Genomic DNA, 13,728 nt, shown 5'->3' with positions numbered 1-13,728 from the left:
ATGACCATCTACAACGGCTTATTCGAGCCAAAAAAATCGGCTATCAAAGACTGCGGCGCCGTGCAGCTGGCGATCGCCGTCGAAGCACCAAACAAGAAAATCGCCGAAAGCATTATCACCGGCAAACTCTGGGAATCTTACCCGGCGAACGGTGACAACTATTTCAAACCGAAGCTGTGGGAACACGAAGAAGGCCAGCCGCTGCCGACCGTTGGCCAGTTCGACGAGCTATTCGCCCAGCAACATACTTTCGACGGTGAAAAATGGGTTTCCATTACCGCGAACGGTACCGCCGGTGAGGAATCAAGTTTACCAGCTGACGATGATGTTATCGATCTAATGGCCGTTTCCCCAGGTGAACGCTTTGCAGCCGTTCTGCTGTTTAGCACCGCTCAGATTGACGGCCATATCTATTCTCAGGTTGTGGATTATCTTGATAACCTGAATAACCGTGATACCGAACTGGAAGAAGAAGATCGTTTTAACCTTAACGTTCTGTGTGCTCTGCATAATAACGAACCAGTTAAGCACATGCATGTTGAAGGTCTGAATAATCTTATTCAGGGGATTTTCTCCCATTTTGAAAACCAGACTCCGGGCAAAGCGGCTATTTCTCAATTTGTAAAACGCTGGCTTGAGAATCCCGGTAAACGTGAAGAAATGGTACCAGGCCAAAATTCCTCACTCGGCGCCGCCAGCACTGATACCAACGTTAAAATCGCGCCAAAACGTGGTTATAAACATACCTATGCAACACTGGATCTGGAGATCGCTGTTGCCCTACTCCCTATTTCTCCCGACGCGCCAGTATTATCAGGCAACCTTCGCGATGCTGAGAAAATCATTGCAGACGAGCGCGAAGATTTTAAACGTTGGTCAATGGCGCTTCGCACCACGGAGCACATTCTCAAATATGACCGAGACAGTATTTTTGGCGTAGTGCAGAACGTACCGGCAAAAGATACCTACCATTTCCCTGACAGCCTACGCCGCCACATTGATTCATGGCTGGAGGCAAACGGCCGCTTTGAAGAAACCGAGACAGGATCCGTTAAACAACCAGAGGCAACGCAAAATACCACCTCAAACGTGGTCGAAAAAGCGGAAGCGCCACAGCCGGTGGTAACCGATACCCAGGCGAAACAGGCACGTGAAACGCTCAACGATATGGGATATGGCGTATATGCCTCTGATGATGCAGAGCAGCCAGTCGAGAATTTAAGCGCTAAAGCGGAAACAATAGCTGATAACGCCGAGGTGCTGGCAAAGCAAATTGTTCACGCTGAAAGACTGCCTGACGCTGAAGAAGTTATGAGGTCTGCCGGCGCGCAGAGTATCGGACAGGACAATTTAGAACTGTGGAAACGTGTATTCAAAACTGATGAACGGTTTACTAAAGCCTTTACGCAGAACGGCGGCGGTACCTCGATCAACGGTACCTATTTAACCATGCTTGCCACTCGCGAGTTTGGGCCAAAGGGGATCGGCTGGGGTGTGGACATCCTCGAGGAACGTTTCGATATCGGCGCCCCCATTACACGCCAGGTGAAAGGGAAAGATAACAATGCGTCATGGGAGTTAGTGCTCGACGGGAATGGAAATACCGTCAACGAGCAGCATCACGTCGTTACCGTGCGACTCTGGTACATCCTGAATGGTGTGCGCGGCGAGGAAACGGCCTACGGTTGCACGCCATACATTTACGGCAGTAAGTACGGTATTACCTGCGATGGTGAGGCAACAAAAAAATCGCTGACTGATGCAACCAAAAAGGCTTTATCTGGCCTCGGCTTCAGTGGCGATATCTTCATGGGCCTTTACGACAATCTGGAATACCGCCAGAAAAACAAGGCAGAGTTTGATCTGAAGAATGCCAGCGAAACCGCAGAGGACGCTGCACGTCTTCGCCAGGAGTTTGACGACAAACTTAGCCGTGTTGCTAACACCCTGGCACATGGCGTGACAGTGAACGAAATAAACGGCGTGTTCTCCCCTATCGCACGTGAAATCGATGTTCACATTAAGGCCGCACAGGCCAACGGTGACGCACAACATGAACGCTATCTGTCTGGCCGCTTGCGCCGACTCATTACGATTAAAGACGGACGTATTAAAGAACTGAATAAAGCCGAGGAGAAAGCATAATGACTTCCACAACTGCAATTGCTATCGCTGCTGATATGTCTAAACTCCAGGCGCTTCTGGAAAACGAAGACGGTTCTGGTCTGTCAGCTGAAATGATCGCCGATACAATGGAGGGGCTCGAGCTGCAGCTCGGCGACAAACTGGACGCGGTATTCGTCCACGTTCGCAACCTTGAAGGTCTGGCGAAAACCTGCGACGAAGAAGCCAAACGCCTGGCCGCCCGTAAAAAGTCATTCGAAGGTAAGATCACCAACCTGAAGAAATATGTTCTCCAGTGCCTTCTGGCCGCCGGACAGGATACCGTAAAAACGGCAAAAAACACCTTCACCGCCCGTAAAGGTGCAATCAACGTGGTGATCGATAACGTTGATTTACTCCCGGATGAATTGGTGACTGTTCAGACAGTAGTTGCGCCTGACAAAAAGGCAATCAAAGAGGCTATCGAGTCAGCAGAAGCGGCCGCAGCTCAGATTACCGCAGATGGTGGGGAAGTCCCGGAAGAGCTCTTAAACCCGGTTCCGGGCGCCCACATTGAAATCGGCGAACGTTCGCTGCAGGTGCGCTGATATGCTGAGACTATCCCTGAAGAAAGGTGATGCGGTTCATGTCGTTTTACCAGATGGAACCAATGCAATTATCGAAGCGCGGGCCCGTTGCGAACTCGGCATGCACTTCCCTCGCAATATCAAGATAACGCGTGAAGATGGCGCATTCCGACCAAAACAAAACCTGATTAAGCGTAATCAGAAATAACCCATCACTACCGATAGCATTGTGGTCTACCAATAAACCGGAGATCACAATGCTACGTTGGCAACCAGGTGTAGTTTTACTTTCAGAATTCGATATCAAAATTGGCAGGCTATCAGCCAGCGTTAGAAAGAGGACTCTGACCCAGTCCGATATCCAGCGCGCTTGCGATGCAGCAGACAACGCTATAGCCGGCATGCTGAGGAAAGACCATGAGACACGATCACGACATCATCACCAGAGAGGAAATGATCGAGCTGACGGGGACGCCACTTAAATCAAAACAATGTGAGGCGCTGCGCCGGGCCGGCATCTTCTTTATGGAAAGAGCAGATGGCCACCCTAAAACCACATGGGGCCACTTCCTGAACCCGATCAAGTACCGCGGCCAGAAGGAAGATATAACGCACGAAAATGACGAACCTGATTTTGGAGCTATATTCGATGGCCGGAAAGCGAAAGAATCCTGCCGATAGCTGGATGCCCCCGCGAGTATACCGGGGCAAGGCTGCATTTGAATTCCGTACGAAAGACAACAAAGGGATCCGCCTGTGTGGGTTAAATGAACCACAATCAGCTGTATGGCTGGCATATGAAAAAGCTGTAGGCGAAGTGACAGAAAGAAAAACGTTCCAGGCGCTCACAGAGCAGTTTATGGCGTCTCCAGACTGGCAGGATTTAGCGGCAGAAACCAGAAAGGACTATACGAAATACGCAGGAAAAGTATTGCCAGTATTCGGGAAAGTTAACCCTGATAAAATTAAACCAGAACACATCCGGCGATATATGGATCAACGTGGTATTGCCAGTAAAACGCAGGCCAACCGGGAAAAGAGTTTTCTTTCGCGGGTATTCCGCTGGGGTTACGAGCGGGGTTACGTCCAGCACAATCCCTGCCAGGGCGTTAAGAAGTTCAAAGAGACAGCCCGAGAGCGTTACATTACCGACGAAGAATACAAAGCGGTTTACGATGTTGCTCCGGACGTAGTGCGCGCCACCATGGAAATAGCTTATTTGTGTCTGGCCAGACAAAGCGATGTGCTGGCTTTAACTGAAGACCAGATACGGGAAACCGGAATATTTATCCGCCAGGGGAAAACTGGAGTGAAGCAAATCAAGGCATGGTCGCCACGCCTCCGCGCTGCCGTCGCCCTCGCCCGTTCCCTGCCGTTAAAGCCGGGTATCCGTAGCCTGTTCGTCATTCACCAGACCAGCGGCAGTAAATACACTCGCGACGGTTTTAATTCACGCTGGCGCGAAGCCAAAATTGCAGCACAGGAGAAGTACCCACACCTGCAGATAGATTTCACATTTCACGATCTGAAGGCTAAAGGTGTCTCTGATCTGGAAGGAAGCCTCGAGGAGAAGCAGGCAATTTCTGGTCATAAGAATTCGAGACAAACGGCGATTTATGACAGGAAAACTAAAATTGTGCCGGTTGTTGGCGGTCAGAAAAAATGAATCGCTATGCGTTCGTAGAAAAACCATCTTCGGACGCATCTTCGGAAATGGTACTTCACAAATGAAAAAACCACCCGTAGGTGGTTTCACGACACTGCTTATTGCTTTGATTATTCTTTTCTTTCCCATGGTGCCCGGAGTGGGACTTGAACCCACACAGCCTTACAGCCGAGGGATTTTAAATCCCTTGTGTCTACCGATTCCACCATCCGGGCTCGGGAAGAAATTGGAGGCGCGTTCCGGAGTCGAACCGGACTAGACGGATTTGCAATCCGCTACATAACCGCTTTGCTAACGCGCCGAAATCTTCTGGCTTTTCAGCCGACATCCGCTATTGCCGATGTCTATAATTTGGAGCGGGAAACGAGACTCGAACTCGCGACCCCGACCTTGGCAAGGTCGTGCTCTACCAACTGAGCTATTCCCGCATCACCAAGTAACTTTGTTAATCACTTGATTTTGTTATCGTCTGGCAATCAGTGCTGCCGTTCGATGCGTTGCATTCTACTTACCTGACGCAATGAGTCAACGATATTTTTCACCACTGACGATCGTTTGCTGAAATTTGCGCCGAAACGATCACTGTTCAAGCAAATCTCCCCACGCAGCGCTCAAATACTGGAACATTGACCACAACGTCAGTATCGCGGCGACGAAGAAAAGTGCGATCCCGGCGTACTCTACCCAAATATTTGGACGCCACAGCAGCCATGCGAGCGCGGCCATTTGCGAAGTGGTTTTCACTTTGCCGATCCAGGACACCGCCACACTGCTACGTTTACCCAGTTCAGCCATCCACTCACGCAGCGCAGAGATAATAATTTCACGCGCGATCATCGTGGCGGCAGGAAGCGTTACCCACCAGCTGTGATAGTGCTCGGTCACCAGCACCATCGCGATAGCCACCAGTACCTTATCAGCCACCGGATCGAGGAAGGCGCCAAAACGCGTGCTTTGGTTCCAGCGACGCGCCAGATAGCCGTCAAACCAGTCGGTGACCGCCGCAATACAGAAGATCAGCGCACAAACGAAGGGAGCCCAGGTGAATGGCAGATAAAAAGCCAATACAAAGAATGGGATCAGGATGACGCGAAACAGCGTGAGCAACGTAGGGATATTAAATTGCATATGACGGATAACTATCTGTTGTCAGTAAAATTACCCCTATGTTGCTACAGAGGGCCTAATGTTTCAACGAGTAGAAGATCTTTTCTGCCAGAGCTTGCGAAATACCCGGCACTTTTGCAATTTCTTCAATACTCGCGTTACGAAGCCCTTGCAAACCGCCCATATATTTCAACAACATCTGCCGACGCTTCGGCCCGACACCTTCAATAGTCTCCAGCGTGCTGGTACTTTTCACCTTCGCCCGTTTTTTACGGTGCCCGCTAATCGCATGATCGTGAGATTCATCGCGGATATGCTGGATAACGTGCAATGCAGGCGAATCCGGCGGTAGGCTAAAGCCCTCACCTTCCGGCTCAAAGAACAGCGTTTCCAGACCAGCTTTACGATCGGCCCCTTTTGCCACGCCCAACAAAAGCGGGTGCTGTTTGTCCCAGGGCACGTCCAGTTCAGCAAACACGGCTTTCGCCTGCCCCAGTTGACCTTTCCCGCCATCGATCAATATGACGTCCGGAATCTTACTTTCTTCAATTGCCTTACCGTAGCGCCGGCGGAGAACCTGATTCATTGCCGCATAATCATCACCCGGCGTAATACCCGTGATGTTATAGCGGCGATACTCGGCGCGCAGTGGTCCATTGGCATCGAATACCACGCAGGAGGCTACCGTCTGCTCGCCCATCGTGTGGCTGATATCAAAGCACTCCATGCGTTTCACTGCGGGTAACTTGAGTACTGATGCCAGCGCCGTCAGGCGTTGAGTAATGGTCGACTGCTGGGAAAGTTTTGTGGTTAACGCCACCGCCGCGTTGGTACGCGCCAGCTTCAGATACCGCGCGCGATCGCCTCGCGGTTTCGTCTGAACGTTGATCTTCCGCCCGGCCAGCTCAGACAGAGAGTCTGCCAGCAGGGTTTTATCGCTAAGATTAAAATCGAGCAGGATCTCACCGGGTAAGGTGCGCATCTGACTTCCCTGCAGATAAAACTGTCCGACAAAGGTTTCAACGACCTCGCCGAGTTCTGTTCCACCTGGGACTTTCGGGAAATAGCTACGACTGCCTAACACTTTACCCTGGCGAATAAACAGCACGTGCACACAGGCCATGCCAGCGTCAAACGCCACGCCGATGACGTCCAGATCATCTCCGGTATTAGAGACAAACTGTTTTTCGGTCACGCGGCGTACGGCCTGAATTTGGTCGCGAATGCGGGCAGCCTCTTCAAACTCGAGATTCTGGCTGGCCTTTTCCATCCGGGCGATCAGCTGCGTTAATACCTGATCGTCTTTCCCGGACAGGAACAGACGAACGTAATCAACCTGCTGCGCATACTCTTCCTCACTCACCAGGCCCGCCACACACGGACCGAGGCAGCGGCCAATCTGATATTGCAGACAGGGCCGCGAGCGATTGCGATAAACACTATTTTCGCACTGACGAATAGGGAAGATTTTCTGCAGCAACGCCAGCGTTTCGCGTACGGCGTAGCCGTTAGGAAACGGTCCAAAGTACTCGCCTTTGGCATGCTTGGCCCCGCGATGCATTGCCAGGCGAGGATGGGTATCGCCGCTGAGGAAAATAAAAGGATAGGATTTATCGTCGCGCAGCAAAACGTTATAACGCGGCTGATACAGCTTGATGTAGTTGTGCTCAAGCAATAACGCCTCGGTTTCGGTGTGCGTAACCGTGACATCAATCTGCTGGATTTGCGCGACCAGTGCTTCGGTCTTACGCGATGCGAGGTTGCTACGGAAGTAGCTGGAAAGCCTTTTTTTCAGGTCTTTCGCTTTCCCGACGTAGATGACCGTCCCGGCATCATCATACATACGATAAACGCCGGGCTGACTGGTCACGGTTTTCAGGAACGCTTTGGCATCAAACTGATCGGTCACTGGCTTGTTAATGTCTCCGCATTACACAGGCCATGGCGAATTGCCAGGTGAGTCAGCTCAACATCGCCGTGAATGTTTAATTTACTGAACATTCGATAGCGATAGCTGTTCACCGTTTTAGGACTAAGATTCAGTTGCTCTGAGATCTCATTGACCTTCTGACCTTTGGTGATCATCAGCATAATCTGCAACTCACGTTCAGACAAACTGGCAAACGGGGTTTCCGTTTTCTCAGGCTCAATCTGGCTAAGCGCCATCTGCTGAGCGATATCGGAGGCAATATAACGTTGGCCAGAATAAACCGAACGAATCGCACTCACGACCTCCTGGGGCGCAGCCCCCTTACTGAGATAGCCCGCGGCTCCCGCCTGCATGACTTTTGCAGGTAACGGGTTTTCGGTATGGACAGTCAGCATGATCACTTTAATATCAGCCGTTGAACGCGCAATTTTACGCGTTGCCTCAAGGCCACCAATACCGGGCATATTCATGTCCATCAGCACAACATCAACGGAATTTGAGCGGCACCATTTTACCGCATCTTCACCGCAGCACGCCTCGCCGACAACTTTAATGCCTTTTATATCTTCAAGAATGCGTCGTATCCCTGCGCGCACCAGTTCGTGGTCATCAACAAGAAAAACGTTGATCAAAGGAATATCTCCAGAATAGGGATAACGCTACCGATAGTTAATCGGTCCTATGTTAACGGGTTTTATCTCAACTTTGAAATGTAAAAATCGCCGTCTTTCGATTTTGCTCTCGTTTTTGGAAATTAGAAGGTACGACGAGTGGAAACTTTCTGTTATGGCAACCTTTTGCCACGGTTATATCTGCATAGCTGTTTCAGAATAGTGACAAAAAATTCATATTCGTCCGTTGAATGCAAAATAAGCAGCTAAAGTTGTAACAATAATTAACGAGTAAAATACTCGAAATAAACAACAGATGGAGAAAATATATGCAGTGCAACATGTTGTTTATTTTAATGTCCGCGGCTTATGTTTGCGCAGAAAACAACCGCTGATATTTTTAGCCTCGCTTATGGTATACTCCGGCGCCTTAAGATTTGACATCGCACTTTTTCATTGAAACATAACGAGGAAAATAAATGAGTACGCCTGACTTTTCCACTGCTGAGAATAACCAGGAACTGGCCAATGAAGTCACCTGCCTGAAAGCCATGTTAACGCTGATGCTGCAGGCAATGGGCCAAGCCGATGCAGGGCGCGTGATTCTTAAAATGGAAAAACAGATCGCGCTGATTGAAGATCAATCACAGGCTGCGGTATTTTCCAGCACTGTTAAGCAAATTAAACAGGCCTACCGCCAGTAATAAGAACCCGGCTGACAGCGATGCTCTCAGCCGGGTTTGCGTCTGACACTCAGAACGATGATTTACTCAGATCAGCCCGGTTGCCGCGGCATAACAGGCGATCTGCGTTTTGTTGGGTGCATTAAATTTCTTTTGCATATTTTTCTGGTGAAAGTTAACGGTATTTTCAGAAATCGACAGAATTATCGCTATCTCTGAAGAGGTTTTCCCCTCTGCCGTCCATTTCAATATCTCTTTTTCCCGCTTGCTAAAGCGCATCTCTGGCGCCATGACCATGTCATCTTGCAGCCGCGTCAGTACCGACAAGCTTTCCCGCACCAGCAGTTGCATCCTGAGCTCTACCTCATCGTTTGCAAAGCGACTATTACGGACACTCGCACGCGATACCGATAAAAAACCCAACGCCCGATTAGGCAACATTAAGCATTGCGTCATCCCTTTACGTAAACCGTGATTGCGCGCGGCATCCCACAGGGGCTGTGCATCGCGAAATAAGGTATCGTTCCAGGGTAAATGCCCCTGACTGAAGTTTTCAGGCTTCAGCACCGGATCAATAGCGAAATAATTCTCGGACTGATAATGCGCCACCCATGCTTTGGGATAGGTCGTGTGAAGCGACGTTTTAGGTCGGGTAAAAGGTACGGGATGACGAACACAGAGCGCGTAAAAATCGAACTCTAAATGCTGCGTCTGTTGTTGTAATTCATTATAGACATCCTCTGCCGTCGCCATTTCCTGAAAGCGTAACAGCATACTCCGTCGCCAGGTGAAGAAATCATGACCCTGCATACTAAGTGGTAATACCCCTGAGATTGATAATCATCCAAACATATGAAACAAGCTAACACATAAATGTATTTTATATATGCAAATTATCGGACAAATGAACAATTACTTGAGCATTACTCAACAACGGCAGGAAGTAACAGTATTGGGAGTTAATAATAAAGCAATAATTATAAATAGTTATGCGAACAGCACTCGCCAAAAAACAATTTCGACGAGTGCTGCATGCACTATTTATTGCATCAGAAACTTTTCAAGAAACTGACGGGTTCGCGGTTGCTGCGGATGCGTGAATAAGGATTTAGCGGGCCCCTGCTCCACTATCCGTCCTTGATCCATAAATATCGCCCGATCGGCAACGTCGCGCGCAAAGCTCATTTCATGCGTCACTATCACCATGGTGCGTTTTTCCTGCGCCAGTTGGCGGATGGTATTAAGTACCTCACCAACCAGTTCAGGATCAAGCGCGGAGGTCGGTTCATCAAAAAGAATAACCTCAGGTCGCATCGCCAACGCCCGGGCAATAGCCACGCGCTGCTGCTGCCCGCCGGACAAACGCCGCGGATAGCTGGTTTCTTTACCAGCTAACCCGACTTTCGCCAGCAGTTCGCGCGCTCGGGCTGTCGCTTCGGCTTTCGGTTCGCCTTTAACAATCACCGGACCTTCAATAATGTTTTCCAGCACCGTGCGATGCGGGAACAAATTAAAGTTCTGGAACACAAAGCCCACGTGCTGGCGCAACTGACGAATCAGACCTTTCTGCTGAGTTAACGAACGCGCGGTATCAATGGTAATCTCACCCACCTTAATGGTGCCCGCCTCCGGTTGCTCCAGCAAATTAATGCTGCGCAGCAGCGTCGTTTTGCCCGAGCCGCTCGGCCCGATAATCGCCACAACTTCACCGGGTTTAACGTCAAGATCGATCCCATGCAGCACCGTTTGCCCATGGAATTTTTTGACCAGGTTTCTGACTTCGATAGCACTCATTTCGGCTCTCTCTCCTGGCGGTTCAGTTGCTCTTCAAAATAGTTTTGCAGTGCAGAAAGCACCGTCGCCATCACCCAATAAATCAACGAGGCTGCCAGATACATCGTGAATACCTCCAGCGTACGCGAGGTAATCAACTGCGCCTGACGGAACAGTTCCGGTACCTGAATAGTCGCGGCCAGAGAGGTGTCTTTCACCAGGCTAATAAAGCTGTTACTCAGCGGTGGGAGTGCAACCCGCGCAGCCTGCGGCAGGATTGCCCGGCGCATGGTTTGCCACCGCGTCATACCAATACTGGCACCCGCTTCCCACTGCCCTTTGTCGATGGAGGAGATTGCCGCACGCAGCGTTTCCGCAGCGTAGGCCGCCGTATTAAGCGATAAGCCAATCATCGCCGCCGGAATAGGATCAAGCTCAATACCAAACTGCGGCAGACCGTAATAGATCATGAACAGCTGGGCAATCAACGGCGTTCCGCGAAAGATAGAGATATAAAAGCGCGCCAGCCAGCGCACGGGCAGCAGCGGCGACAGACGCATCAGCGCCAGGATAAACCCCAGCACGAGGCCAAAGAACATCCCACCGATACTCAGTTGCAGCGTAAACACTGCGCCCTTGAGCAGATACGGCAGAGAATCAATCACCAGTTGGATACTTTCATGCATTAGCGTTTTTCTACCTGGTCGTTACACGTGAGGATGGTAGGCAAACAGCGCAGGTGCCCCACCAGTATGAATAAAGAGAATTGGCCCTTCATCCTTGAAGCGTTTCTGGCTGATGCCATCAATCAGACCCGCCATCGCCTTGCCGGTATACACCGGATCCAACAAAATGCCTTCCAGACGCGCCAGCAGTTTTACCGCCTCCATGCCCTCTTCGTTTGGCGTACCGTAGCCCGGCGCATAATAATCGTCCCATAACAGGATTTCCGCTGAGGCCGTCAGTTCCAGCTCCCGGGCAATATCCTGCTGCAGTGCAACAACTTTGGGCTTTTGATCCGCCACGCTGCGTGAGACGGTCACGCCGATGAGTTCGACGTCTGGCATCAATTGCTCCAGACCCACGGCCAGTCCGGCATGCGTTCCCGCACTGCCCGAGGCCACCACTACGGAAGAGAGCGAAACGGCCCCTTCACACTGTTGGGCAATTTCCAGCGCACTTTCCACATAGCCCAGCGCACCCAGTGCATTGGAACCCCCAACCGGGATCACATACGGGCGGAACCCTTGCGCTTCAATCCGCGTCGCCAGCTCCTGCAGCTGTGCATTCGGATCGGTCAGCGCATCGCACATTTCAATCTGCGTATTAAACAGGTCCAGCAGCAGACGGTTGCCATTGGTGAGATAGTTTTCGGCAGTGGTGCCTATCGGATTTTCCAACAGCGCCACGCAGTGCAGGCCAAGCTTAGCGGCGACCGCCGCCGTCTGGCGAACGTGGTTAGACTGAATCGCACCCGCGGTTATCAGCGTATCCGCGCCTTCACGCAGCGCGTCTGCTGCCAGAAACTCCAGCTTACGCAGCTTATTGCCGCCCATAGCCATCGGCGTGACGTCATCGCGTTTAATGAAAATATCGCGCCCGAGATAATCTGAGAGGCGCGGAAGATATTCGAGTGGCGTTGGCGCGCCAATAAATTCCAGACGTGGAAAGCGCGTTAAATTATGCAGCGGCATACAGCCTCCGGTATTCGTTGTTGTGATGTTCTTTTATTATGCACGTTCAGGCGCAATGAAATAAAAAAAGGCGCTGTTAAAGGCGCCTTTTTTCATCAGATGACGATTATTTCGTCACATCTGCTCCAAACCATTTTTCAGACAGGGCTTTCAGCGAACCGTCTTTCTGCATTTCAGCAATGGCTGCATCCACCGCTTTCAGCAGATCTTCATTGCCTTTACGCAGCGCCACGCCGGACTCCTGGCGGGAGAATGCTTCACCGGTAACGGCCAGCGTATCCTTGGTTTTTTTCACCAGATCCAGCGCGGCCAGACGGTCAACCAGGATGGCGTCGATACGACCTACACGCAGATCCTGATATTTGGTCGGGTCATCATCATAGGTACGAATATCCACACCCTGCACGTTCTGGCGCAGCCACTCTTCATAGTTGGTTCCCAGACCCACGCCGACTTTTTTACCTTTCAGATCGGCAGCAGTCTTAATAACGCCTTCATTGCCTTTCTTCACCAGCGCCTGGATACCAGAGACCGTATACGGGGTAGAAAAATCGTATTTTTTCTTACGATCATCAGAGATAGTCACCTGGTTGATGACCACGTCAATGCGTTTGGAATCAAGAGAAGCCAGCATACCGTCCCATTTGGTCGGCTTCAGCGTGGCTTTCACCCCAAGATGCTTGGCCAGTTCCTCGGCGAACTCCACTTCGAAACCGGTCAGCTTGCCGTCATCGCCCTGAAAACTAAACGGGGGATAGGTCCCTTCCAGGCCCACCAGCAGCGTGCCGCGCTCTTTAACTTTATTTAACAGACCTTCATCTGCATAAGTCTTCACGCTCATTCCGGCGACAAGTGCAACAGCCATTACACCCATCAGAGCCTGACGTCCCAGAAGTGCTAATTTCATAGTTACCCCGAATATTGTCATTAGTGACTATCATTTATGACTACAGTGTAAAGCGTTTGCCGTGATCCACAAACACGACTCTGTTACACCTTATTCGTTTTTAATATATATCAGAACTGGCTGTCCAGGAGGATTTCTGCATATGTCCCATATGCGTATGGGCTTTAAACTGCTCATACTTACGCAAGGCGATGCGGTAATTGTTGGTGCTGGTTTCCGGTAGCCACGGGGCAAGGTTTTCGTCGAGAAACCCTTCCTGCAGCAGATCGTGAGAGATATTTTGTTCGGTCAGATGATTCCCGAGGCGACGCAGGCGAACGACGTATTCGCGTACCGTGCCGTGACTCATTTCGGTCTGCTCGAATAAAAATTGCTTGAAGCCGATAATGTCAAAAAAGTCGCTCTGCTCTTTGCAGTGCAAATCACCGCAAAAACGACACAGTGCCACCCACTCTTTTTTCTCCTGTTCCCACTCTGCTTCATTCAGCAACGTGTCCAGTCGGGCGATGGCGATTTTATTCACAATTTGCCCGCGGCGAACCAGTGTGATCCTGTCGAGCAACTTAAAGCAATGGGCGCAATGCGTCTGGCTGTGTTTGAAATCTTTGAGGTAGCGGCTTAGAGGCCGTCTTTTTGATTGCTGCACCGTCATGAGAACTCCTGGTAG

At 50.6% G+C, this 13,728-nt stretch carries 16 protein-coding genes and 3 tRNA genes; 7 read left to right on the top strand and 12 right to left on the bottom strand.

From position 1 onward, the window contains the following. The 5 genes from HV302_RS10015 to HV302_RS09995 all read left to right on the top strand — a co-directional run bounded on the left by HV302_RS10015 (position 1) and on the right by HV302_RS09995 (position 4,356). On the top strand, positions 1 to 2,145 hold the full coding sequence (locus HV302_RS10015) for a hypothetical protein (RefSeq protein WP_181627277.1): 2,145 nt from the start codon (positions 1 to 3) through the stop codon (positions 2,143 to 2,145). Then, the gene (locus HV302_RS10010) at positions 2,145 to 2,711 is read left to right on the top strand and encodes a siphovirus Gp157 family protein (RefSeq protein WP_023316169.1); all 567 of its coding nucleotides are present in this window, start codon (positions 2,145 to 2,147) and stop codon (positions 2,709 to 2,711) included. Before HV302_RS10015 ends, HV302_RS10010 begins: the two co-directional genes overlap by 1 nt. 1 nt (position 2,712) lies before the next feature. Further along, positions 2,713 to 2,898, top strand: a complete 186-nt coding sequence (locus tag HV302_RS10005) for a hypothetical protein (RefSeq protein ID WP_023282799.1) — start codon at positions 2,713 to 2,715, stop codon at positions 2,896 to 2,898. 209 nt (positions 2,899 to 3,107) lie between these two features. Then, positions 3,108 to 3,371, top strand: coding sequence for a DUF4224 domain-containing protein (locus HV302_RS10000; RefSeq protein ID WP_023282800.1), 264 nt, complete (start codon positions 3,108 to 3,110; stop codon positions 3,369 to 3,371). Further along, positions 3,340 to 4,356 (top strand): tyrosine-type recombinase/integrase, encoded by a 1,017-nt coding sequence (locus HV302_RS09995; protein WP_032723132.1) that lies wholly within the window; start codon positions 3,340 to 3,342, stop codon positions 4,354 to 4,356. Before HV302_RS10000 ends, HV302_RS09995 begins: the two co-directional genes overlap by 32 nt. A 128-nt stretch (positions 4,357 to 4,484) precedes the next feature. Here HV302_RS09995 and HV302_RS09990 read toward each other — a convergent pair. The 6 genes from HV302_RS09990 to uvrY form a co-directional block, all read right to left on the bottom strand. Then, positions 4,485 to 4,571: transfer RNA gene (locus tag HV302_RS09990), tRNA-Leu, on the bottom strand. Positions 4,572 to 4,583: 12 nt separating this feature from the next. Further along, positions 4,584 to 4,657: transfer RNA gene (locus HV302_RS09985), tRNA-Cys, on the bottom strand. Positions 4,658 to 4,708: 51 nt separating this feature from the next. Next, positions 4,709 to 4,784, bottom strand: a tRNA-Gly gene (locus tag HV302_RS09980). Positions 4,785 to 4,935: 151 nt separating this feature from the next. Continuing rightward, on the bottom strand, positions 4,936 to 5,484 hold the full coding sequence (gene pgsA, locus HV302_RS09975; protein WP_016153472.1) for a CDP-diacylglycerol--glycerol-3-phosphate 3-phosphatidyltransferase: 549 nt from the start codon (positions 5,482 to 5,484) through the stop codon (positions 4,936 to 4,938). A gap of 55 nt (positions 5,485 to 5,539) precedes the next feature. Beyond that, the gene (gene uvrC, locus HV302_RS09970; protein WP_016153473.1) at positions 5,540 to 7,372 is read right to left on the bottom strand and encodes an excinuclease ABC subunit UvrC; all 1,833 of its coding nucleotides are present in this window, start codon (positions 7,370 to 7,372) and stop codon (positions 5,540 to 5,542) included. Then, a complete protein-coding gene (uvrY, locus tag HV302_RS09965) occupies positions 7,369 to 8,025 on the bottom strand; it encodes a UvrY/SirA/GacA family response regulator transcription factor (protein ID WP_006684079.1) in 657 nt (218 codons plus the stop codon). Before uvrY ends, uvrC begins: the two co-directional genes overlap by 4 nt. Before the next feature lie 295 nt (positions 8,026 to 8,320). Here uvrY and HV302_RS28555 point away from each other — a divergent pair, with 295 nt between their 5' ends. Then, a complete protein-coding gene (locus HV302_RS28555; protein WP_418135068.1) occupies positions 8,321 to 8,464 on the top strand; it encodes a hypothetical protein in 144 nt (47 codons plus the stop codon). 19 nt (positions 8,465 to 8,483) lie between these two features. Next, positions 8,484 to 8,708, top strand: coding sequence for a DUF2594 family protein (locus tag HV302_RS09960; protein WP_016153474.1), 225 nt, complete (start codon positions 8,484 to 8,486; stop codon positions 8,706 to 8,708). Positions 8,709 to 8,774: 66 nt separating this feature from the next. On the opposite strand, the gene sdiA is transcribed toward HV302_RS09960, so the two are convergent. The 6 genes from sdiA to fliZ all read right to left on the bottom strand — a co-directional run bounded on the left by sdiA (position 8,775) and on the right by fliZ (position 13,713). Continuing rightward, entirely contained in the window at positions 8,775 to 9,497 is a 723-nt protein-coding gene (sdiA, locus tag HV302_RS09955) for a transcriptional regulator SdiA (protein WP_016156833.1), read from the bottom strand. Positions 9,498 to 9,728: 231 nt separating this feature from the next. Further along, on the bottom strand, positions 9,729 to 10,481 hold the full coding sequence (tcyN, locus tag HV302_RS09950; RefSeq protein ID WP_003030477.1) for an L-cystine ABC transporter ATP-binding protein TcyN: 753 nt from the start codon (positions 10,479 to 10,481) through the stop codon (positions 9,729 to 9,731). Further along, a complete protein-coding gene (gene tcyL / locus HV302_RS09945) occupies positions 10,478 to 11,146 on the bottom strand; it encodes a cystine ABC transporter permease (RefSeq protein ID WP_003030474.1) in 669 nt (222 codons plus the stop codon). The genes tcyN and tcyL overlap by 4 nt, the downstream gene beginning before the upstream one ends. 21 nt (positions 11,147 to 11,167) lie before the next feature. Further along, entirely contained in the window at positions 11,168 to 12,154 is a 987-nt protein-coding gene (gene dcyD / locus HV302_RS09940) for a D-cysteine desulfhydrase (RefSeq protein WP_104651509.1), read from the bottom strand. A 106-nt stretch (positions 12,155 to 12,260) separates the two neighbouring features. Next, a complete protein-coding gene (gene tcyJ / locus HV302_RS09935; protein WP_016156835.1) occupies positions 12,261 to 13,061 on the bottom strand; it encodes a cystine ABC transporter substrate-binding protein in 801 nt (266 codons plus the stop codon). A gap of 100 nt (positions 13,062 to 13,161) precedes the next feature. After that, entirely contained in the window at positions 13,162 to 13,713 is a 552-nt protein-coding gene (gene fliZ, locus HV302_RS09930; RefSeq protein WP_016153478.1) for a flagella biosynthesis regulatory protein FliZ, read from the bottom strand. Positions 13,714 to 13,728: the final 15 nt, after the last annotated feature.

This window comes from Citrobacter sp. RHBSTW-00859 (assembly GCF_013729795.1).
Lineage (GTDB): Bacteria > Pseudomonadota > Gammaproteobacteria > Enterobacterales > Enterobacteriaceae > Citrobacter > Citrobacter braakii.
The sequence above is the reverse complement of the archived record's forward strand: the minus strand, read 5'-3'. Positions and strand labels throughout refer to the sequence as shown.